At 59.9% G+C, this 20140-nt stretch carries 18 protein-coding genes; 12 read left to right on the forward strand and 6 right to left on the reverse strand.

Features of this window, described 5'->3' with window-relative positions:
- Positions 1–96 precede the first annotated feature (96 nt).
- The 5 genes from J4D25_RS23845 (at position 97) to J4D25_RS23865 (ending at position 4855) form a co-directional block, all read left to right on the forward strand.
- Positions 97–1527, forward strand: coding sequence for a coniferyl aldehyde dehydrogenase (locus tag J4D25_RS23845; RefSeq protein ID WP_057712899.1), 1431 nt, complete (start codon positions 97–99; stop codon positions 1525–1527).
- Between the two features lie 28 nt (positions 1528–1555).
- Positions 1556–2101, forward strand: a complete 546-nt coding sequence (locus J4D25_RS23850) for a hypothetical protein (RefSeq protein WP_057712898.1) — start codon at positions 1556–1558, stop codon at positions 2099–2101.
- Between the two features lie 140 nt (positions 2102–2241).
- The gene (locus tag J4D25_RS23855; RefSeq protein ID WP_057712897.1) at positions 2242–3837 is read left to right on the forward strand and encodes a GMC family oxidoreductase; all 1596 of its coding nucleotides are present in this window, start codon (positions 2242–2244) and stop codon (positions 3835–3837) included.
- Positions 3838–3952: 115 nt separating this feature from the next.
- On the forward strand, positions 3953–4432 hold the full coding sequence (gene coaD, locus J4D25_RS23860; protein WP_046039203.1) for a pantetheine-phosphate adenylyltransferase: 480 nt from the start codon (positions 3953–3955) through the stop codon (positions 4430–4432).
- A gap of 171 nt (positions 4433–4603) precedes the next feature.
- Complete coding sequence (locus J4D25_RS23865) at positions 4604–4855, forward strand: YfhL family 4Fe-4S dicluster ferredoxin (RefSeq protein ID WP_003195146.1); 252 nt, start codon at positions 4604–4606, stop codon at positions 4853–4855.
- Positions 4856–4990: 135 nt separating this feature from the next.
- Here J4D25_RS23865 and mutM read toward each other — a convergent pair whose 3' ends face one another.
- Both mutM and J4D25_RS23875 read right to left on the reverse strand, forming a co-directional pair.
- Positions 4991–5803: a bifunctional DNA-formamidopyrimidine glycosylase/DNA-(apurinic or apyrimidinic site) lyase gene (mutM, locus tag J4D25_RS23870; RefSeq protein WP_057712896.1), complete on the reverse strand. Its 813-nt coding sequence runs from the start codon at positions 5801–5803 to the stop codon at positions 4991–4993.
- 42 nt (positions 5804–5845) lie between these two features.
- Positions 5846–6715, reverse strand: a complete 870-nt coding sequence (locus J4D25_RS23875; RefSeq protein WP_057712895.1) for an HDOD domain-containing protein — start codon at positions 6713–6715, stop codon at positions 5846–5848.
- A 153-nt stretch (positions 6716–6868) separates the two neighbouring features.
- Between J4D25_RS23875 and J4D25_RS23880 the strand changes: the two genes are divergently transcribed.
- From J4D25_RS23880 to ilvD, 4 genes are all read left to right on the forward strand, one after another.
- Positions 6869–8065: a class I SAM-dependent rRNA methyltransferase gene (locus tag J4D25_RS23880; RefSeq protein WP_057712894.1), complete on the forward strand. Its 1197-nt coding sequence runs from the start codon at positions 6869–6871 to the stop codon at positions 8063–8065.
- A 252-nt stretch (positions 8066–8317) separates the two neighbouring features.
- Positions 8318–9514, forward strand: a complete 1197-nt coding sequence (locus tag J4D25_RS23885) for an MFS transporter (protein WP_057712893.1) — start codon at positions 8318–8320, stop codon at positions 9512–9514.
- Positions 9515–9720: 206 nt separating this feature from the next.
- Positions 9721–10179 carry a transposase gene (locus J4D25_RS23890; RefSeq protein ID WP_057712892.1) on the forward strand — a complete coding sequence of 153 codons (459 nt, stop codon included), beginning with the start codon at positions 9721–9723 and terminating at the stop codon, positions 10177–10179.
- A 356-nt stretch (positions 10180–10535) separates the two neighbouring features.
- Positions 10536–12377 (forward strand): dihydroxy-acid dehydratase, encoded by a 1842-nt coding sequence (gene ilvD, locus J4D25_RS23895; RefSeq protein ID WP_057712890.1) that lies wholly within the window; start codon positions 10536–10538, stop codon positions 12375–12377.
- A 180-nt stretch (positions 12378–12557) separates the two neighbouring features.
- Here the strand turns inward: ilvD and J4D25_RS23900 are convergent, their stop codons facing one another.
- Positions 12558–12845 carry a DUF6124 family protein gene (locus J4D25_RS23900; protein WP_057712889.1) on the reverse strand — a complete coding sequence of 96 codons (288 nt, stop codon included), beginning with the start codon at positions 12843–12845 and terminating at the stop codon, positions 12558–12560.
- 539 nt (positions 12846–13384) lie between these two features.
- Positions 13385–14440 carry a phosphorylcholine phosphatase gene (locus J4D25_RS23905; RefSeq protein WP_057712888.1) on the reverse strand — a complete coding sequence of 352 codons (1056 nt, stop codon included), beginning with the start codon at positions 14438–14440 and terminating at the stop codon, positions 13385–13387.
- 242 nt (positions 14441–14682) lie between these two features.
- Between J4D25_RS23905 and J4D25_RS23910 the strand changes: the two genes are divergently transcribed.
- Positions 14683–16074: an L-cystine transporter gene (locus J4D25_RS23910; protein ID WP_057712887.1), complete on the forward strand. Its 1392-nt coding sequence runs from the start codon at positions 14683–14685 to the stop codon at positions 16072–16074.
- A gap of 130 nt (positions 16075–16204) precedes the next feature.
- Here the strand turns inward: J4D25_RS23910 and J4D25_RS23915 are convergent, their stop codons facing one another.
- Complete coding sequence (locus J4D25_RS23915; protein WP_057712886.1) at positions 16205–16717, reverse strand: dihydrofolate reductase; 513 nt, start codon at positions 16715–16717, stop codon at positions 16205–16207.
- Positions 16718–16802: 85 nt separating this feature from the next.
- On the opposite strand from J4D25_RS23915, the gene J4D25_RS23920 reads away from it, so the two are divergent.
- Entirely contained in the window at positions 16803–18173 is a 1371-nt protein-coding gene (locus tag J4D25_RS23920; protein WP_057712885.1) for a DUF2868 domain-containing protein, read from the forward strand.
- Entirely contained in the window at positions 18166–19530 is a 1365-nt protein-coding gene (locus J4D25_RS23925) for a GTPase/DUF3482 domain-containing protein (RefSeq protein WP_057712884.1), read from the forward strand. Before J4D25_RS23920 ends, J4D25_RS23925 begins: the two co-directional genes overlap by 8 nt.
- Before the next feature lie 9 nt (positions 19531–19539).
- Here J4D25_RS23925 and J4D25_RS23930 read toward each other — a convergent pair whose 3' ends face one another.
- Positions 19540–20070, reverse strand: a complete 531-nt coding sequence (locus J4D25_RS23930; protein WP_057712883.1) for a hypothetical protein — start codon at positions 20068–20070, stop codon at positions 19540–19542.
- Positions 20071–20140 lie beyond the last annotated feature (70 nt).

Here is a 20140-nt window from a genome sequence, read left to right on the forward strand (position 1 = left end):
GCGAGCGGATAAAACAAAGCTGTTCCAGGATGTCATTTGACTTTTTAGAGCATAGACTCTAAAAAGTGCTTCATTACAATAAATCCGGAGCCGACCATGACTGCTGAAATTTCCTACCTGCAGAACCTACAGCAGCCGCTGGAAGAGCTTCAGGCCCTGTTCGACGCCCAGCGTGCCGCGTACGCCGCCAACCCGATGCCACCGGCCGCGCAGCGCCAGCAATGGCTCAAGGCGCTAAAGGATTTGTTGAACAATGAACGCCAGGCCCTGATCGATGCGATCAGCCAGGACTTCAGCCATCGCAGCGCCGATGAAACCCTGCTCGCGGAACTGATGCCCAGCCTGCACGGCATCCATTACGCCAGCAAACACCTCAAGGGCTGGATGCGAGCCTCGCGACGCAAGGTGGGCGCCGCTTTCCAGCCGGCTTCGGCCAAAGTGGTTTACCAACCGCTGGGCGTGGTCGGGGTCATCGTGCCGTGGAACTACCCGCTGTATCTGGCCATCGGTCCGTTGGTCGGCGCGCTGTCGGCGGGCAATCGGGTGATGCTCAAGCTCAGTGAGTCGACCCCCGCGACCGGCCTGCTGATGAAGCAACTGCTGGCGCGAATCTTCCCCGAAGACCTGGTTTGCGTGGTCCTGGGCGAGGCTGATATGGGCGTGGCGTTTTCACGCCTGCCGTTCGATCACCTGCTGTTCACTGGCGCCACCAGCATCGGCAAACACGTCATGCGCGCCGCCGCGGAAAACCTGACCCCGGTGACCCTGGAGCTGGGCGGCAAATCCCCGGCCATCGTTTCCCGGGATGTGCCGCTCAAGGACGCCGCCGAACGCATCGCCTTCGGCAAGACCCTGAATGCCGGCCAGACCTGCGTGGCCCCGGACTATGTGCTGGTGCCGGAGAATCGCGTCGGAGGTTTCGTCGAAGCCTATCGCACAGCCGTCCGTGGGTTTTATCCGACGCTGGCCGACAACCCGGACTACACCGCGATCATCAATGAGCGACAACTGGCGCGTCTCAACGGTTACGTCAGCGACGCCACCAGCAAGGGTGCGTTGCTGATGCCGCTGTTCGACCAGGGCCAGGGCCGCCGCATGAGCCATAGCCTGCTGCTCAATGTCACGGACGAGATGACGGTGATGCAGGACGAAATCTTCGGGCCGCTGCTGCCGATCGTGCCGTACAAGGATCTGGAGCAGGCATTTGCCTACATCAACCAGCGCCCTCGCCCACTGGCGCTGTATTACTTCGGCTACGACAAGCGCGAACAACAGCGCGTGCTGCACGAAACCCATTCCGGCGGCGTGTGCCTGAACGACACCCTGCTGCACGTCGCCCAGGACGACATGCCGTTTGGTGGCATTGGTGCCTCGGGCATGGGCCACTATCACGGACATGAAGGGTTCCTGACCTTCAGCAAAGCCAAGGGCGTGTTGATCAAACAACGGTTCAACGCCGCGAAGTTGATCTATCCGCCGTACGGCAAGTCGATTCAGAAGCTGATCCAGAAACTGTTCATCCGCTAACGATAATCACCGTCGGGTAATAACAATAATGACCCCCAGCCTGTCCGATACACCCGCGCTGTCACGGCGCGGGTTGCTTAAATTCAGCCTCGGCGCCACAGCTTTCCTCGCCACCGCCGGACTCGGAGCCAGCCTCAGCGGCTGTTCGTCGAGCGCCCCGGCCAATGGCTTCGTCACGTTACGCAGCGGCGACCTGCTGTTTTTGCGGGCGTTGATCCCGGTCATGCTCGAGGGTGCCGTGACCGCCGAACGGATGCCCGAGGCTGTCGATGGCACGCTGAAAAGCCTGGATTACAGCCTGGCCCACCTGTCGCCGGAAATGCTCAAGCTGACTCAACAACTGTTCGATGTGCTGGGAATGGCCGTGACCCGCGGACCGCTGACCGGGATCTGGGGCAGTTGGGAAAACGCCAGTGCCAACGACATCCGAGCCTTTCTCGATCGCTGGGAAAACAGCTCGTTGAGCCTGTTGCGCATGGGCCACAGCTCCTTGCTGCAACTGGTGATGATGGCCTGGTACGGCCGCAAGGAATCGTGGGCGCATTGCGGGTATCCCGGGCCGCCAACCGTCTGATACCGAGTCGCCTCCATCGCGAGCAAGCTCGCTCCCACACTGACCGTGTGAACACTGGAGGTCCCCTGTGGGAGCGAGCTTGCTCGCGATAGCGTCAGCCGCTTCACCGCCTACTCCAACAATAAAAAGAGAATCCGAAAATGCCCGTACCCGATCCGTTCCGCGAAGGCATGGCCCGAGGCTGGAAAACCTACAACGGCTCGCAACTGACCCAGGACCTGACACTCGAAGCGGACGTGGCGATCATCGGCAGCGGTGCCGGCGGCGGCACCACCGCCGAAATCCTCAGCGCAGCCGGCTACAAGGTACTGCTGATCGAGGAAGGCCCTCTCAAGACCAGCAGCGACTTCAAGCTGCTCGAAGATGAGGCCTACGCCAACCTTTATCAGGAAGGCATTGGCCGCATGAGCAAGGACGGCGCGATCACCATCCTCCAGGGCCGGGCGGTGGGCGGTACCACGCTGATCAACTGGACCTCAAGTTTCCGTACCCCGGAGCCGACCCTGGAACACTGGGCCAAAGAGCACAACGTCAAGGGCCACAGCCCGGCGGAAATGGCGCCGTGGTTCGAGAAAATGGAGCAACGCCTGGGCGTCGCGCCGTGGATGGTGCCGCCCAACGCCAACAACGATGTGATCCGCAAGGGCTGCGAAGCACTGAATTACTCATGGCACGTCATCCCGCGCAACGTTCGCGGCTGCTGGAACCTCGGATACTGCGGCATGGGCTGCCCGACCAACGCCAAGCAATCGATGATGGTCACCACCATTCCGGCGACACTGGAAAAAGGCGGTGAGCTGCTTTACCTGGCCCGCGCCGAAAAACTCACGATCAGTGGCGACAAGGTCACCGGCCTGCAATGTTCGGCGATGGATGAACGCTGCGTCGCACCGACCGGACGCACCATCACGGTCAAGGCGCGGCATTTCGTGCTGGCCGGTGGCGGCATCAACAGCCCGGCCTTGCTGATGCGTTCCGGGGCACCCGACCCGCACAAGCGCCTGGGCAAACGCACATTCCTGCACCCGGTAAACATGTCCGCCGCGTTGTTCGACGAAGTGGTCAACCCCTTCTACGGCGCGCCGCAGTCGATCTACTCCGACCATTTCCAATGGCAGGACGGCACCACGGGCAAAATGTCCTACAAACTGGAAGTCCCTCCTCTGCACCCGGCGCTGGCCACGACTTTGCTCGGTGGTTTCGGTCAGGAAAACTCGCAACACATGGCCAATCTGGCCCATACCCACGCCATGCTGGCGTTGCTGCGGGACGGTTTTCACCCGGACAGTCCCGGTGGCAGCGTCGAATTGCGCAGCGATGACACGCCGGTGCTGGACTATCAGCTATCACCCTACGCCTGGGATGGATTGCGCCGGGCGTTCCATACCATGGCCGAGATACAGTTTGCCGGTGGCGCCAAGGCCGTGATGCCGATGCACGCCGACGCCCGCTACGTGAAGACCCTCGCCGAAGCGCGCACGCTGATCGACGGCCTGAGCCTGGAGTTGTATCGCACACGCCTGGGCAGTGCCCACGTGATGGGCGGTTGCGCCATGGGTGAAGACCCGACAATCGCAGTGACCGACAGCCTCGGCCGACATCATCAAATAGGCAATCTGTCGATCCACGACGGCTCGCTGTTCCCCACCAGCATTGGCGCCAATCCGCAGCTGTCGGTCTACGGACTGACGGCGCAACTGGCGACATCCCTGGCCGAGCGTTTAAAAAACCCATGAAAATGACGATAATTCCCATCGTCTATAGTGCTTTCTTACCCAACAGGCGACTTGGCCGACCGGGAAGGCTGCGATACCATCCGACTCCCCAACGGATTCCCGCCAGGACGACGCGATGAACCGAGTGTTGTACCCAGGTACCTTCGACCCTATTACCAAGGGCCATGGCGATCTGGTCGAACGCGCCTCGCGCCTGTTCGATCACGTGATCATCGCCGTCGCCGCGAGCCCGAAGAAAAACCCGCTGTTTCCTCTGGAACAACGGGTAGAACTGGCGCGCGAGGTGACTAAACATCTGCCGAACGTTGAAGTCGTCGGCTTCTCGACGCTGCTGGCGCACTTCGCCAAAGAGAAGAATGCCAACGTGTTCCTGCGTGGTTTGCGCGCGGTGTCGGACTTCGAATACGAATTCCAGCTGGCGAACATGAACCGCCAGTTGGCGCCGGATGTGGAAAGCCTGTTCCTGACCCCGTCCGAGCGTTATTCGTTCATTTCCTCGACGCTGGTCCGTGAAATCGCAGCCCTGGGCGGCGATATCACCAAGTTCGTGCACCCTGTGGTGGCGGACGCACTGACCGAACGCTTCAAGAAGTAAACTGTAGGAGCGAGCCTGCTCGCGATGGACGTCAACGATAACGCGGGAAGCCTGACACCCCGCGGCGTTCTCAGGTTTTTCGCGAGCAAGCTCGCTCCCACAGCGCCAATGCGGCACAATTAGACGCATTGGTTTATTGCGCCCGGGCCTGCCGCCCCGGCTGGAGTTAGCATGTCCCTGATCATCACCGACGATTGCATCAACTGCGACGTCTGCGAACCCGAGTGCCCGAACGCCGCCATTTCCCAAGGCGAAGAGATCTACGTGATCGACCCGAACCTGTGCACCCAGTGTGTCGGCCACTACGACGAACCGCAGTGCCAGCAAGTCTGCCCGGTGGATTGCATTCCACTGGACGAAGCTCATCCGGAGACTGAAGAACAGTTGATGGAGAAGTACCGGAAAATTACCGGCAAGGCTTGAATGATGCAGTGCTCTTTCGGGCCTCATCGCGAGCAAGCTCGCTCCCACACTGGAATTGCATCGTTCACAAAACCCCTGTGGGAGCGAGCTTGCTCGCGATGACGTCATCAGCCTCACTGAAAATCTGACTGACTGTCAGCTCTGGCAGCGCGGGCAAAAAACGCTGGCACGCTGCCCGAGTTTCACTTCCCGAAGGCCCGTGCCACAGACCTTGCAGTGCTCACCACCACGGCCGTACACGAACAGTTCCTGCTGAAAATAACCAGGCTGACCGTCGCCACCGATAAAGTCCCGCAGCGTGGTACCGCCGCGCTCGATGGCGGCCGCCAGGATGCGCTTGATCTCGATGGCCAGCTTCAAGTAACGCGCACGGGAAATGCTCTTGGCTTCGCGGCGCGGGTCGATCCCGGCAGCGAACAACGCTTCGGTCGCGTAGATATTGCCGACGCCCACCACTACCGCGTTATCCATGATGAACGGCTTGACCGCCATCGAACGCCCACGGGACAGCTGGAACAGGCGCTCGCCGTCGAACAGGTCGGTCAGTGGTTCCGGCCCCAGGCGGATCAGCAATTCGTGATTGAGCGGGTCGAGGCTCCAGAGCATTGCGCCGAAACGCCGTGGGTCGGTGTAACGCAGGGCCAGACCCGACTCCAGTTCGATGTCCACATGCTCATGCTTGGCCGCCGGCAGCCCGGCCTCCACCAGACGCAAATTGCCTGACATGCCCAGATGGCTGATCAAGGTGCCGACTTCGGCATTGATCAGCAGGTATTTGGCGCGCCGCTCCACCAGTACGATGCGCTGCCCGGACAACCGCACATCAAGGTCCTCGGGAATTGGCCAGCGCAAGCGGCGTTCACGCACGATCACCCGGCTGACCCGCTGGCCTTCCAGGAACGGCGCGATACCGCGACGGGTGGTTTCGACTTCTGGCAATTCAGGCATGGTGCTCTCGGATCAGGCGCATGGCCTGGAAGGTTCCGACACTCAGCGATGAGTGCCGAGGTCGCGGATCGTCTGTTTGAGGGTCTCGAAGTCGTAGTCCGAGAGGCCGACATAATCGAGCACCAGCGGCGCGATGCTGTTCCACTCATGATCTTCGGCCTGATTGCCCAGCACCCGGTACGACGCGCAAATATGCTCGGCCATCTTCAGGATCGCCAACAGATTCTTCAACGAACTGTTGCGCGAAGATTCATCGCTGAATATCGCCAGAACATTGTGGTGATTGGCAATCGCAGCACTCACATGTTCCGGCAGACGCCAGGACTTGGCCGTGTAATACCCGACCACCGAGTGATTGGTATTGAACACCTGATTCTCCGTGTCCACCACCCGGCATTCGGCGCTGGCGTTGGCATAGGCCTGCTCCAGAACGCCCATGTAGTCGGGGAAACGCTGGAGCATCAAGGGCACGCCGCAGTCGTGGAACAAACCCAGGGCGTACGCTTCGTCGCCATTTTCAACGCCGATGCGCTTGGCCAGGGTCAGACAGGTCATTGCCACGTCCTGAGCGGTGTCCCAGAAACGGTTCAGGGTGACTATGGTGTCGTCATTCATCTCGCCCTTGATCGACTGTGCATTGATCAGGTTGATGACCGAGCGGCTGCCCAGCAGATTCACCGCACGCTGGATCGAGGCAATCTTGTTGCTCAGGCCGTAATACGGCGAATTGACGATTTTCAGCAAGGAACCGGAAAGGCCCGGATCCTGGGAGATCAGCTTGGCGATGACTTCCAGATCCGGGTCGGGCATGTACTGCTCCATCTGCAAATCCACCATGATTTGCGGCTGGGCCGGTACGCTGATGCCCTGCAGGGCTTGCTGGATCTGTTCGGAAGTCAGCTCTTGGGACATGTGTGCACACTCTGGGTGAGACGGCGATTCTAACCTTTATGAAGTTGGATCCGACATACCAAATCGCAAGACAACGCTCGCCACATGTCCACTTGCAGGCCAATCCGGGGCCTCAACACGCTATACTCCCGCTCTTTTTTCCGGAGCGACGACATGTCCCTGCCTAGCCTGCGCCTCAAAGCCAACGCCGACCGTCGTCTGCGCAACGGTCACTTGTGGGTCTACAGCAACGAAATCGATGTAGCCGCTACGCCTTTGCACGGTTTCAAGGCCGGCGACCAGGCGATCCTCGAAGCCGCCGGCGGCAAGCCGCTGGGCATCGTCGCCATGAGCCCGAACAACCTGATCTGCGCCCGTTTGCTGTCGCGCGACATCAAGCTGCCGCTGGACAAATCGCTGCTGGTGCACCGCCTGAACGTGGCCCTGTCCCTGCGCGAGCGCCTGTTCGACAAGCCGTTCTATCGCCTGGTCTACGGCGATTCCGACCTGCTGCCAGGCCTGGTGGTCGACCGTTTCGGCGACATCCTGGTGGTGCAGATCGCATCGGCGACCATGGAAGCCCATAAAGACGACGTGATCGCGGCGCTGACCCAAGTGCTCAAGCCAAGCGGCATTCTGTTCAAGAACGACTCCGCTGCCCGTGATGCCGAAGGCCTCAACCGCTACGTCGAAACCGTGTTCGGCCTGGTGCCGGAGTGGGTTGCCCTCGAAGAGAACGGCGTGAAGTTCGAAGCCCCGGTCATCCAGGGTCAAAAAACCGGCTGGTTCTACGACCACCGCATGAACCGCGCACGCCTGGCGCCTTATGCCAAGGGCAAGCGCGTACTGGACCTCTACAGCTACATCGGCGGTTGGGGCGTGCAGGCTGCCGCATTCGGCGCCAGTGAAGTGTTCTGCGTCGACGCATCGGCCTTCGCCCTCGACGGCGTCGAGCGCAACGCCGCGCTGAACGGTTTCGCCGAGAAAATGACCTGCATCGAAGGCGACGTGTTCGAAGCCCTCAAAGAGCTGAAAGCCAGCGAAGAACGCTTCGACGTGATCGTGGCCGACCCGCCGGCGTTCATCAAACGCAAGAAAGACATGAAGAACGGCGAAGGCGCCTACCGCCGCCTGAACGAGCAAGCCATGCGCCTGCTGACCAAGGACGGCATCCTGGTCAGCGCATCCTGCTCGATGCACCTGCCGGAAGACGACCTGCAGAACATCCTGCTGACCAGCGCCCGTCACCTGGACCGCAATATCCAGATGCTAGAGCGCGGCGGCCAGGGTCCGGACCATCCGGTGCATCCGGCCATCCCGGAAACCCGCTACATCAAGAGCATTACCTGCCGGTTGTTGCCAAACAGCTAACAACCCAGACCACTGTAGGAGCGAGCTTGCTCGCGATGGTCGTCAACGATAACGCGGGGAACCTGATGCCCCGCGGCGTTCTCAGGTTCATCGCGAGCAAGCTCGCTCCTACGGGGTTATTTCCTTCGGGATAATCCCGCATCAAAACGGGAAACTCCCTACAACGCTTTTGATTGTATTCCCTGCGTCCCAGACTAGTATCGGTTTCTGGTTTCAAGCATGACCGCTTGATCACTCCGGAAAACAAAAACAATGTCTGAGTCCTCTTACCCAGCTCTAAGTGGCGACCTGAAACGCCAACGGGCCTCCCGCTTTATCCTCATTACCAATATTTCGTTAATCAGTTTTTTCCCGCTGAATATCCTCCTGCCTTCTTTTCCTGCCTTGGCCGAGGAATTCAACACTTCAACCGCAGAAATCGCCCTATCCACCAGCCTGTTCACGCTGGTTTTTGCAATTTCTCAATTAATAACCGGCCCGCTCTCAGATAAGTGGGGGCGTAAGGAAGTTCTTCTTGGTTGCATCGTTGTTTCTACGCTCGGCTCGATAGGGTGCGTGCTGGCTACGGACTATCCGGGCTTCCTGCTATTTCGCGCCATCCAGGCAATCGGGTGTGGTTTCTTTGTGCTGGGTCATGCACTGGTGGAAGACTTGTTCGAAGAACAGGATCGGGCCCGAGTGCGAATTTACTACATGACACTGAGCGGCTCCTTTGTTGCACTGTCGCCGCTATTGGGATCATGGTTGCAAACCACGTTCGATTGGCAGGGAAGCTTTTATGGTTTTGCACTCATGGCGCTCGGCATGTTCATCCATGCCCAAGTAATACTGCCCTCCAAAGCAGTCAGCCATCAAAGAACATCCGTTTCCGTGCTACGCACGCTGAAATCCATTGCTGGAAATCGAGACTTCATTCGCTACTGGTGGATTGCCGCATTAGTGTTTGCTTGTTATTTCGCGTTGATCAGCGTAACGCCGCTGATTTTCATGGATGAGTTCAAGTTATCCGAATACCAGTACGCGCTGGTGCTTATGGTGTATGGGTTGGCCTATTTCCTTGGCGGGATAGTTGCCAGCGCCGTGCAGAAACATATCTCCCTCACGCTGCAAATCAACACCGGGCTTGGATTGCTGGGTGTCGCCGGTGTGTTGTTAGCATTGATCGTCCGTTATGAAGCGATGACAACTATCACCCTGCTTATACCGATGCTGATCAGTGCCCTGGCAGTCACCCTGGTGCGACCTGCCGCTATTTCCGCAGCGATGTTGCTGTTCTCAAACAGCGCTGGAACGGCAGCCTCTGCGGGCAATAGCATTATGTTCATCACCGCCGCGCTCAGCAGCGCTGCGCTCGCACAAACCGGGGACAATTTGCTGATGACCATCGCGGTTAGCTTCATCGCCTTCAGCCTTTTGGGGTTGCTGACGAATGCCAGGATAGGGCACTGACTGCAGGAGCAGCCTGTCGACGCTTGGTTGCTCGTGATGGTCGTCAACGATAACGCGGGATACCTGGCACCCCGTGGTGTTCTCGGGTTCATCGCGAGCGAGCTCGCTCCTACAGGGTGCACGACACATCCAGATCCACTGTCGAAGCGACAACCTCCCACCCCACGCCTACCGTTTCCCTTCTAACCACAGAAGAGGACAACGGAATGTCCAACACCCCGAAAGCCCATCGCTTACGCACAGGCCGCCGCTCGGAATCCGGTCGCATCTATCTCCTGACAGCAGTCACCCATGAACGGCAACCGATCTTCAATGATTTGTACGTTGGACGCTTGGTAGTGAGCGAATTCAGAAGAGCTCATGAAGCCGGCAATGCCACCTCAATAGCCTGGGTTGTCATGCCGGATCACTTTCATTGGCTGGTTGAATTGCACAACGGTGATTTGCCGAAACTGATGCAAGCGGCCAAATCAAGAAGTGCTCGCGCCATCAACCAGCAAAGAGGTCGCCACGAAACGCTATGGCAAAAGGGTTACTTCGACCGGGCCCTGCGTCGCGAGGAAGACCTGAAATCAGCCGCCCGATACATCATCGCCAACCCTTTGCGGACCGGGCTCGTGACTCGGGTTGGAGACTACCCGCTGTGGGATGCCATGCGGCTCTGATGCACAACGCTAATCCCTGTAGGAGCGAGCTCGCTCGCGATGGTGGTCAACGATGACGCGGGTAGCCTGGCACCCCGCAGTGTTCTCGGGTTCGTCGCGAGCAAGCTCGCTCCTACAGGGGTGGTCGCCGAACGTCTTGTGAATGCTTGCAGCCATTCCCTCCAGCCGCCAGCCGTGTAGAATCGCGAACATTCATCGCCAGTCATCCCCGGCGGGTTTATGAGCTCAAGCTGAAGCGCGCGGCGATCCCGCAAAGTTATCGGCAACTTCCGGACACGCGGCCATTTCTGAGTGTTCCAGACGTCAATAGAAGCTCACTTCCCTTTTGATACCTGATTAGCCGCCCGGAGTGCTTCATGCCTGATTACCGCTCGAAAACATCCACCCACGGCCGCAACATGGCCGGCGCCCGCGCACTGTGGCGCGCCACGGGGATGAAAGATGACGACTTCAAGAAGCCGATCATCGCCATTGCCAACTCCTTCACCCAGTTCGTACCGGGCCACGTCCACCTCAAGGACCTGGGCCAACTGGTCGCCCGCGAGATCGAACGCGCTGGCGGTGTGGCAAAAGAATTCAACACCATCGCCGTGGACGACGGCATCGCCATGGGCCACGACGGCATGCTGTATTCGCTGCCGAGCCGCGAGATCATCGCCGACTCCGTCGAGTACATGGTCAACGCCCACTGCGCCGACGCCATCGTGTGCATCTCCAACTGCGACAAGATCACCCCTGGCATGCTGATGGCGTCCCTGCGCCTGAACATCCCGGTGATCTTCGTCTCCGGCGGCCCGATGGAAGCCGGCAAGACCAAACTCGCCTCCCACGGCCTCGACCTGGTCGACGCCATGGTGATCGCCGCCGACTCCAGCGCTTCTGACGAGAAAGTCGCCGAGTACGAGCGTAGCGCCTGCCCGACCTGCGGTTCGTGCTCCGGCATGTTCACCGCCAACTCGATGAACTGCCTGGTCGAAGCGCTGGGTCTGGCATTGCCGGGCAACGGTTCGACCCTGGCCACCCACAGCGACCGTGAGCAGCTGTTCCTGCAGGCCGGCCGCACCATCGTCGAGCTGTGCAAGCGTTACTACGGCGAGAACGACCAGTCGGTACTGCCGCGCAACATCGCCAACTTCCAGGCGTTCGAAAACGCCATGACCCTGGACATCGCCATGGGCGGTTCCACCAACACCATCCTGCACCTGCTGGCCGCCGCCCAGGAAGCCGAGATCGATTTCGACCTGCGCGACATCGACCGTCTTTCTCGCAACGTGCCGCAACTGTGCAAGGTCGCGCCGAACATCCAGAAGTACCACATGGAAGACGTGCACCGTGCCGGCGGGATCTTCAGCATCCTCGGTTCGCTGGCCCGTGGTGGCTTGCTGCACACCCAGCTACCGACCGTGCACAGCCGCAGCATGGAAGAAGCCATCGCCAAGTGGGACATCACCCAGACCAACGACGAAGCCGTGCATCACTTCTTCAAGGCCGGTCCTGCGGGCATCCCGACGCAAACCGCATTCAGCCAGTCGACCCGCTGGGAAACCCTGGACGACGACCGTGAAAACGGCTGCATCCGCAGTGTCGAGCACGCTTACTCGCAAGAAGGCGGCCTGGCCGTGCTCTACGGCAACATCGCTCTGGATGGCTGCGTGGTGAAAACCGCTGGCGTCGACGAATCGATCCACGTGTTCGAAGGCAACGCTAAGATCTTCGAAAGCCAGGACAGCGCCGTACGCGGCATCCTCGCCGATGAAGTGAAAGAAGGCGACATCGTCATCATTCGCTACGAAGGCCCGAAAGGCGGCCCGGGCATGCAGGAAATGCTCTACCCGACTTCGTACCTGAAATCCAAAGGCCTGGGCAAAGCCTGCGCCCTGCTCACCGACGGCCGTTTCTCCGGCGGCACCTCGGGCCTGTCCATCGGCCACGCTTCGCCTGAAGCAGCTGCTGGTGGCGCAATCGGCCTGGTGCAGGACGGCGACAAAGTGCTGATCGACATTCCGAACCGCTCGATCAACCTGTTGGTCAGCGACGAAGAACTGGCCGCACGCCGAGTGGAGCAGGACAAGAAAGGCTGGAAACCGGTGGAAGTGCGTCCACGTAAAGTGACCACCGCGCTGAAAGCCTACGCCCTGCTGGCCACCAGCGCCGACAAAGGTGCGGTGCGCAACAAGGCGATGCTTGACGGGCTGTAAGGCTTAACCGTCGGACAAAAAATGCCCCGCCAAGTGCGGGGCATTTTTGTTTCTGCCGGTCACCTTTCACCTGTAGGAGCGAGCCTGCTCGCGATGGATTGGAGAACGCCGCTGGGTGTCAGGTTTCCAACGTTATCGTTAACGACCATCGCGAGCAGGCTCGCTCCTACAAGGGCAGAACTATTCCTGCGGATCGAGATTATCGAGAGCCTGATTCACCGCCAGTTCGCCCAGCATGATGACCTGCGCAATCCCCAGCATCGTGCTGCGTTGGGAGCCTTCCAGCAGGCCGGCGAAATCGTTGGCCATGACATTGGCCGAGGCGAGTGATTCGCAGGCGTGGGCCAACAGGGTTTCGGTGTCGAGGCCGGGCGCGATCAGGAATGTTCGGCTGGGTTTGCGCGGGGTGGCGTTGATGTGGGCGGAGAGGTTGTTTGATTCGGGAGGATCGGGGGTAATTTTCAGCATTGATAAAACTCCTTACACCATAAGACAAGGAGCCATCACCCTCGCTACCAAACGAAGGTGGCGGCCATGCGCAGGTTGGTAGACCGGGGTGTAAGGAAACCGGCGCGCCCGAAAGCGCCCTGTGCATGACCACCATAAAAAGCAGAGACGCAAGAACGTCTGCAAATCATGATGCTTTGCACCCTACACAGCCAGGCTACCAAACCCGATCACTGATGTTCAGCGACAGGTAGACGGTAGAGTCCGGGAGTAAGGCGCACAAGCCGGCGGATTCTGGCGTAGTCGTAGTCCCTTACGCAAGAAAGCGTAGGTTGCGACTGTCAGGAGATGGCGATCAAACAGAGGCTTTCATTGCACCGACTGGCCTCATCGCGAGCAAGCTCGCTCCCACAATGGATCTGCGCTGAACACTGGATTGGGGAACAACACCGATCAAACTGTAGGAGCGAGCTTGCTCGCGATGAACGCAAGGACACCGCGCCAAATCAGACAGCACGCGTCATCGTTAACGACCATCGCGAGCAAGCTCGCTCCTACAATTACTGGATTTCTTCAGGCTTGACGATCACCCAGTTCTTGTCGGCAGTCACCGTCATCCCTTCCTTGGCCTGGGCCGCGGCATTCTTGGCCATCATGCCGTTAATCTGGGTCATGTACTTGTCCTTGCGGTTGACCCACAGGTGGATGCCGCCCTTGGCCACGTCAACACTGTGGAACAACATGTAACCATCACTGGTCGGGGTATCGCCGCCGACCAGCACCGGTTTTTTCCACTCGTCGATGTAGGTCAGGATCGCCGCGTGCTTGCCGGCCATCCAGGTTGCCGGGGTCCACAGGTACGGGGTCAGTTCGAGGCCGAGGTTGGCCTTCTCGTCATACTTGCCGGCGGTGATCTGCTTGCGCGCAGTGGTCAGCTCGCCCGTCTTCTGATCCTTGAGCAGCAACGACACGCCGATCACGTTCTGCGGTTTTACGTTGTAGCCGTACTTCGGATCGGCCGCGACCATGCGCACCAGCTCTTCGGAGGCGGCGGTCATCACGTAGACCTCGATGCCGTTCTCCATCAGTTTGTTGTACAGCTCTTGCTGGCCAGTGAAGATTTTCGGCGGGTTGACGTCGAGCTTCTTGACCACATCGCCTTCGTAATAAGTGGCCGGCACTGGTTTGCCGGACGCCATCATCTCGTCGACGTAGCCCTTGAGCTCCTTGAGCGTAAAGCCGGAGAACACCTGGGCGACCCATGGATAGCAAACCATGTCGTCGAGTTCACAGAGGCGGTAGTAGTAGCTGAACAGGCTTTCCTTGTGGTCGGCGGTGTCCTTGAACGGCATCAGTTTCAGGGAGGGATCGAGCTTGTCGCGGGTGATCAGGCCCTTGTTCTCCATGAACGGCAGCAGCGACTCTTCCAGGTCATAGCGGTAACTGGTGTTGTCCATGTCGAACACCGCGTAGTTACCTTTGTTGGCGTTGGCCGCGATCATCGCGTCCAGTGCCTTGGCCTGATCGGCTGGCCAGTGTTTCAGATCCGTTGCGAAAACCTGGCCGGCAAGGCCCAGGCAAAGTGCTGCAGCCAGTAATTTCGGTGCGAACTTCATCGGCGTTTCTCCCTGAATGTGAAAGAGATCGACGCTAACAAATAAGTGTGACAGTCCTCGTCTGTCAGCGACTGCCTGTGTCCATTTCGCGCCAGTTGCATTTCTGACAGCGACACCCACTTATTCCAAAAACGACGGACACCATGCGTTTTTGATATTAATTCATTAGTTTTCAAGCTGTTAGGCTTGCCGGTTCGCAGCTGCCCCGGAAGGCAGCTGGCAAAAGTCTAATGGGAGTTCCAATGAATCTGCCGCTGATTCTCAATCTGCTGGTGTTCCTCGCCCTGCTCCTGGGCCTGGCGCAAACCCGCCACACCACTTGGAGCCTGGCGAAAAAAGTCCTGCTCGCACTGGTGCTGGGCGTGGCATTCGGTGTGACCTTGCACACTGTCTACGGTGCCGGTAATCCGGTGCTGAAAGCCTCGATCGGCTGGTTCGATCTGGTGGGCAACGGTTATGTGCAATTGCTGCAAATGATCGTGATCCCGCTGGTGTTCGCCTCGATCCTCAGCGCCGTGGCCCGCCTGCACAACGCCTCATCGCTGGGCAAGATCAGCTTCCTGACCATCGGCACGCTGCTGTTCACCACGGCCATCGCGGCGTTGATCGGCATCGGCCTGACCAACCTGTTCGGCCTGACCGCCGAAGGCCTGGTGGCCGGCACCCAGGAAATGGCGCGTCTGCAAACCATCCAGACCGATTACGCCGGCAAGGTCGCCGACCTGAATGTGCCGCAGCTGTTGCTGTCGTTCATTCCGCAAAACCCGTTCGCCGATCTGGCGCGAGCCAAGCCGACGTCGATCATCAGTGTGGTGATTTTCGCTGCGTTCCTGGGTGTCGCGGCGCTACAACTGCTCAAGGATGATGCCGAGAAAGGTCAGAAAGTGATCAACGCCATCGACACCCTGCAAGCCTGGGTGATGCGCCTGGTGCGTCTGGTGATGAAGCTGACCCCGTACGGCGTGCTGGCGCTGATGACCAAAGTGGTCGCCGGCTCCAACCTGCAAGACATCATCAAGCTCGGCAGTTTCGTCGTGGTGTCTTACATCGGCCTTGGCCTGATGTTTGTGGTGCATGGCGTGCTGGTGTCGGCCGCCGGGATCAATCCGCTACGCTTCTTCCGCAAGATCTGGCCGGTGCTGACGTTTGCCTTCACCAGCCGCTCCAGCGCTGCGACGATTCCGTTGAGCATCGAGGCGCAGACCAGTCGTTTGGGCATCCCGCAGTCCATCGCCAGTTTCGCCGCTTCGTTCGGCGCGACCATCGGCCAGAACGGTTGTGCCGGTCTGTACCCGGCGATGTTGGCGGTGATGGTGGCGCCGACTGTAGGCATCAACCCGCTGGACCCATTGTGGATCGCGACGCTGGTGGCGATTGTCACGCTGAGCTCGGCCGGTGTGGCCGGAGTGGGTGGCGGTGCGACGTTTGCGGCGCTGATCGTGCTGCCGGCGATGGGCTTGCCGGTGTCACTGGTGGCGTTGCTGATTTCGGTCGAGCCGTTGATTGATATGGGGCGTACGGCGTTGAATGTGAGTGGTTCGATCACGGCTGGGGCGATTACCAGTCAGGTGATGCAGCAGACTGATAAAGAATTGCTGGATGCGGATGAGCATTCGGCGTTGGCGCAGGCTTGAGTAGCGTCAGTTAGACCGCTATCGCGAGCAAGCTCGCTCCCACAGGGATCTGTGGTGTTCACACAATTTGTGATTCACCTCAAAACACTGTGGGAGCGAGCTTGCTCCGGGCGGCGATCCGACGATGCTTTTAAACCTTTTCCCAGACTTCGAAGTTGTAGGCCGGCTTGTCATCCACCGCCGGATTTTCGGTGTTGGAAACCAGCTTCCACTGGCCCAAATCAAACTCCGGAAACCACGCATCCCCTTCCGGGCTCAGCGCCACGCGAGTCAGGTACAACCGATCAGCCTGTGCCAAGCCTTGCGCGTACAACTGCGCACCGCCAATCAGCATCAACTCATCAACGCCCTGTTCCTTCGCCCATGCTTCGGCGCGGACAACGGCGGCTTCCAGCGACGGATAAACCTCCGCGCCTTCGAGCTGCAGATCCGCCTGACGGCTGACCACGATGTTCAAGCGGCCCGGCAACGGGCGGCCGAGGGAATCCCAAGTCTTGCGCCCCATGATGATCGGCTTGCCGAGGGTGGTGGCCTTGAAATATTTGAAGTCCCCCGGCAAGTGCCAGGGCATGCTGTTGTCGACGCCGATCACACGGTTTTCACCGAGGGCTGCGATCAGGCTGAGGGGGAGTGATTTAGTCATGTCGGCGAGGATACCAGAGCCTCGCTTTCGCCGATAAGCGTCACAGCGGTTATGCTCACAGCTCAATTAAGCGACGGGATGCCGCGTGACTGAACTCAATACCCTCTGGCTGACAGAAACCATCCGACTGCGCGAAGAACACGCAGGCCCCTTGGAAGACCTTGAAGCCAACCGGCTGGCCCGCAGCGTCGGCGGTGATTTGCCGTCGCGCATTCAACGCCGGGCCCTGTGGCTGGCTGAACGTGATGGCTTGGTTACGGCCCTCAAACACTGGCTGCAAGGCGCACGACTGGCGCTGATCGTAATGGCGGTGCTGGCGGTGATCAGCGGCGCCGGCCTGGCCTTTGCCGCAATGGGCGATGGCCTGCACCCGGTGAATGTGTTCTGGGCCTTGGGCAGCCTGCTCGGGCTCAACCTGATCCTGCTGCTGAGTTGGGCCCTGGGCCTGGCGTTTGCCGGAGAACACGGCGCCAGCCTCGGGCGACTATGGCTGTGGCTAAGTGAAAAACTCGCCCGGGACGCCAAGGCCGCGCAACTGGCCCCCGCCCTGCTCCTGTTGTTGCAACGGCAGAAGCTCAATCGCTGGGCCATCGGCGTATTGGTCAACGGCCTGTGGTTGCTGGCGATGATCAGCGCCTTGGTCATTCTGCTGACACTGATGGCAACCCGGCGTTACGGCTTCGTCTGGGAAACCACCATCCTCAGTGCCGACACCTTTATTGCCGTAACCCAGGCGCTTGGCGCCCTGCCGGCCCTGCTCGGTTTCAGTGTTCCCACCGAGCAGATGATCCGTGCCAGCGGCGACGCCGCACTGAGTATCGAAAGCGCCCGCCAGGCCTGGGCAGCATGGCTGGTTGGCGTTCTGCTGGTCTATGGGATTTTGCCGCGCCTGCTGCTCGCACTGTTTTGCCTGTGGCGCTGGAAATCCGGGCAAACGGCGCTCCGCCTGGATTTGAGCCTGCCCGGCTACGCACAGCTTCGCGAACGCTTGATGCCCACCAGCGAGCGTCTCGGCATCAGCGATGCGGCGCCTGAGCAACTGCATCGCGTGGAAAGCGGCGTCAGCGAACAACAAAGTGATGGTGCTCTATTGGTCGCCATCGAGCTGGACGACGACCGCCCGTGGCCACCGCAATTGCCGAAAAACGTGAGCAACGCTGGCATCCTCGACAGCCGCGAATCGCGACACAAACTCCTCGAACAATTGACCCGCTTTCCCCCGGCACGCCTGGCCATTGCGTGCGATCCACGGCGCTCGCCGGATCGCGGCAGCCTGGCCCTGATTGCCGAACTGGCCCGCAGCGCCAGCGCCACCCGCGTGTGGTTGTTGCAGGCGCCCCCCGGTGAAGCACTGGACGCGGAACGTCTGGGCGACTGGCACGTGGCGCTGCAACAGCTTGAGCTGCCGTTTGCCGATTGTGCACCGATGAACTGGCTGGAGACGGGTCATGACTAATCCCCTGAAACTCGCCGTGGTCGGCCACACCAACGTCGGCAAAACCTCACTGCTGCGCACCCTGACCCGCGACGTCGGCTTCGGTGAAGTGTCCCATCGTCCCAGCACTACACGGCACGTCGAAGGCGCCCGTCTTTCGGTGGACGGCGAGCCGCTGCTCGATCTCTACGACACTCCCGGCCTGGAAGACGCCATCGCCCTGCTCGACTACCTCGAACGCCTGGAGCGGCCTGGCGAACGCCTCGACGGCCCGGCGCGGCTGGCGCGTTTCCTGGATGGCAGCGAAGCCCGGCAACGCTTCGAACAGGAGGCCAAAGTGCTCCGCCAGTTGCTGGCGTCGGACGCCGGGCTCTACGTGATCGACGCCCGAGAGCCGGTGCTCGCCAAGTATCGCGACGAGCTGGAAGTGCTGGCCGGTTGCGGCAAGCCCTTGCTGCCGGTGCTGAATTTCGTCAGCAGCGCCAACCACCGCGAACCGGCATGGCGTGAAGCGCTGGCGCGGCTGGGCTTGCATGCCTTGGTGCGCTTCGACAGCGTCGCGCCGCCGGAGGATGGCGAGCGTCGACTCTATGAAAGTCTCGCCCTGCTGCTGGAAACTGCCCGGCCGCAGCTCGAACGACTGATCGCCGATCAGCAAGCCCAGCGTCTGGCTCGCCAACAAAGCGCAGAGCGATTGATTGCCGAATTATTGATCGATTGCGCAGCCTGCCGACGCAGTGTGGTCAGTGAAGCCGAGCAGGAACAACAGGCGATCAGCGAACTGCGCAAAGCCGTGCGCCAGCGTGAGCAGCGTTGCGTCGAGTCCCTGCTCAAGCTGTACGCCTTCCGCCCACAGGATGCCGCGGCCAGTGATTTGCCGCTGCTCGACGGTCGTTGGGGCGACGATTTGTTCAACCCGGAAACCCTGAAACAACTGGGCGTTCGGGTCGGTGGCGGTATCGCCGCAGGTGCCGCTGCCGGGGCCGGGGTCGATTTGCTGGTGGGCGGCATCACGCTAGGCGCGGCGGCATTAGCCGGAGCGATTGCCGGCGGCGCGCTGCAAACCGCCCGCAGTTATGGCAGCCGCTTGCTCGGCAAGATCAAGGGCCAGCGCGAACTGACGGTGGATGACAACGTGCTGCGCCTGTTGGCGTTGCGCCAGCGACAATTGCTGCAAGCGCTCAATGCCCGTGGGCACGCGGCGATGGACAGTATTCAGGTGGCCACGCCACAGGATAAAACCTGGCGCGAAGGCAAACTGCCCGAGGCCCTGAACAAGGCGCGGGCGCATCCGCAGTGGTCGTCGCTCAATGCGCATCCGAAGTTGAATCAGGCGGAGCGCCAAGAGCAGGTTGAGGTGTTGGCGCAGCAGCTTTGATACGGTTGATCAGCGCCAGTTGAACTTCAGATACGTGGCGCTTAGCACCGAGGCAAGCTGTTGGTCCACTGCATCCTGATCGCCATCGTTATCCATATCGTAATTGATCACCCAATCCAGCTTGCCGTCGTTATTGGTGTCGTAGGCAGAGGCCGTGTAAACGATGCTTTGATCTGACGGTTTGCCGACACCCTCATGAAAGTGCAGACGTACGGTGTCTGGCGAGTCGTCCTTGGCAAAGTCCTCTGTAAATATCTTGAGATAACGGTCCCAGGTATTTCCACGATTGAACCACTTGAGCCGCAGGAACGCGTCTGCAAACGATTTGAGTAACCGTTCGTCCTTGGTGTTTTCCTTACCGTCGTTGTTCACATCGCCAATCTGAAAATCAACTTTGCCATCGGCAGTGATATCCAGTGCATATGCCTTGTGAACGAGCAGATCTTCGGCACCGTTAGTCTCTTCGAAGAAATGCAGGAGCACGGTGTCAGCCCTGCCGTTCGCGCTTCGGTCCTGGGCAGTGACTTTCAAATAACGCATGTGGATAGCTCAAATCAATATAGGGTCGATCAAGCTATCCCGTCCCGCTGAAACGTTCTGCGCGAATAGT

This window comes from Pseudomonas sp. GW456-L13 (genome assembly GCF_017350115.1).
GTDB lineage: Bacteria > Pseudomonadota > Gammaproteobacteria > Pseudomonadales > Pseudomonadaceae > Aquipseudomonas > Aquipseudomonas jessenii.

What these genes read in the sequence shown, in the direction of transcription:
- ilvD (WP_057712890.1), top strand. Translation starts at nt 10,536, where the DNA reads ATGCCTGATTACCGCTCGAAAACATCCACCCACGGCCGCAACATGGCC.
- J4D25_RS23865 (WP_003195146.1), top strand. Translation starts at nt 4,604, where the DNA reads ATGTCCCTGATCATCACCGACGATTGCATCAACTGCGACGTCTGCGAA.
- J4D25_RS23845 (WP_057712899.1), top strand. Translation starts at nt 97, where the DNA reads ATGACTGCTGAAATTTCCTACCTGCAGAACCTACAGCAGCCGCTGGAA.
- J4D25_RS23900 (WP_057712889.1), bottom strand. Translation starts at nt 12,845, where the DNA reads ATGCTGAAAATTACCCCCGATCCTCCCGAATCAAACAACCTCTCCGCC.
- J4D25_RS23910 (WP_057712887.1), top strand. Translation starts at nt 14,683, where the DNA reads ATGAATCTGCCGCTGATTCTCAATCTGCTGGTGTTCCTCGCCCTGCTC.
- J4D25_RS23850 (WP_057712898.1), top strand. Translation starts at nt 1,556, where the DNA reads ATGACCCCCAGCCTGTCCGATACACCCGCGCTGTCACGGCGCGGGTTG.
- mutM (WP_057712896.1), bottom strand. Translation starts at nt 5,803, where the DNA reads ATGCCTGAATTGCCAGAAGTCGAAACCACCCGTCGCGGTATCGCGCCG.
- J4D25_RS23930 (WP_057712883.1), bottom strand. Translation starts at nt 20,070, where the DNA reads ATGCGTTATTTGAAAGTCACTGCCCAGGACCGAAGCGCGAACGGCAGG.
- J4D25_RS23885 (WP_057712893.1), top strand. Translation starts at nt 8,318, where the DNA reads ATGTCTGAGTCCTCTTACCCAGCTCTAAGTGGCGACCTGAAACGCCAA.
- J4D25_RS23925 (WP_057712884.1), top strand. Translation starts at nt 18,166, where the DNA reads ATGACTAATCCCCTGAAACTCGCCGTGGTCGGCCACACCAACGTCGGC.
- J4D25_RS23880 (WP_057712894.1), top strand. Translation starts at nt 6,869, where the DNA reads ATGTCCCTGCCTAGCCTGCGCCTCAAAGCCAACGCCGACCGTCGTCTG.
- coaD (WP_046039203.1), top strand. Translation starts at nt 3,953, where the DNA reads ATGAACCGAGTGTTGTACCCAGGTACCTTCGACCCTATTACCAAGGGC.
- J4D25_RS23905 (WP_057712888.1), bottom strand. Translation starts at nt 14,440, where the DNA reads ATGAAGTTCGCACCGAAATTACTGGCTGCAGCACTTTGCCTGGGCCTT.
- J4D25_RS23875 (WP_057712895.1), bottom strand. Translation starts at nt 6,715, where the DNA reads ATGTCCCAAGAGCTGACTTCCGAACAGATCCAGCAAGCCCTGCAGGGC.
- J4D25_RS23915 (WP_057712886.1), bottom strand. Translation starts at nt 16,717, where the DNA reads ATGACTAAATCACTCCCCCTCAGCCTGATCGCAGCCCTCGGTGAAAAC.
- J4D25_RS23855 (WP_057712897.1), top strand. Translation starts at nt 2,242, where the DNA reads ATGCCCGTACCCGATCCGTTCCGCGAAGGCATGGCCCGAGGCTGGAAA.
- J4D25_RS23890 (WP_057712892.1), top strand. Translation starts at nt 9,721, where the DNA reads ATGTCCAACACCCCGAAAGCCCATCGCTTACGCACAGGCCGCCGCTCG.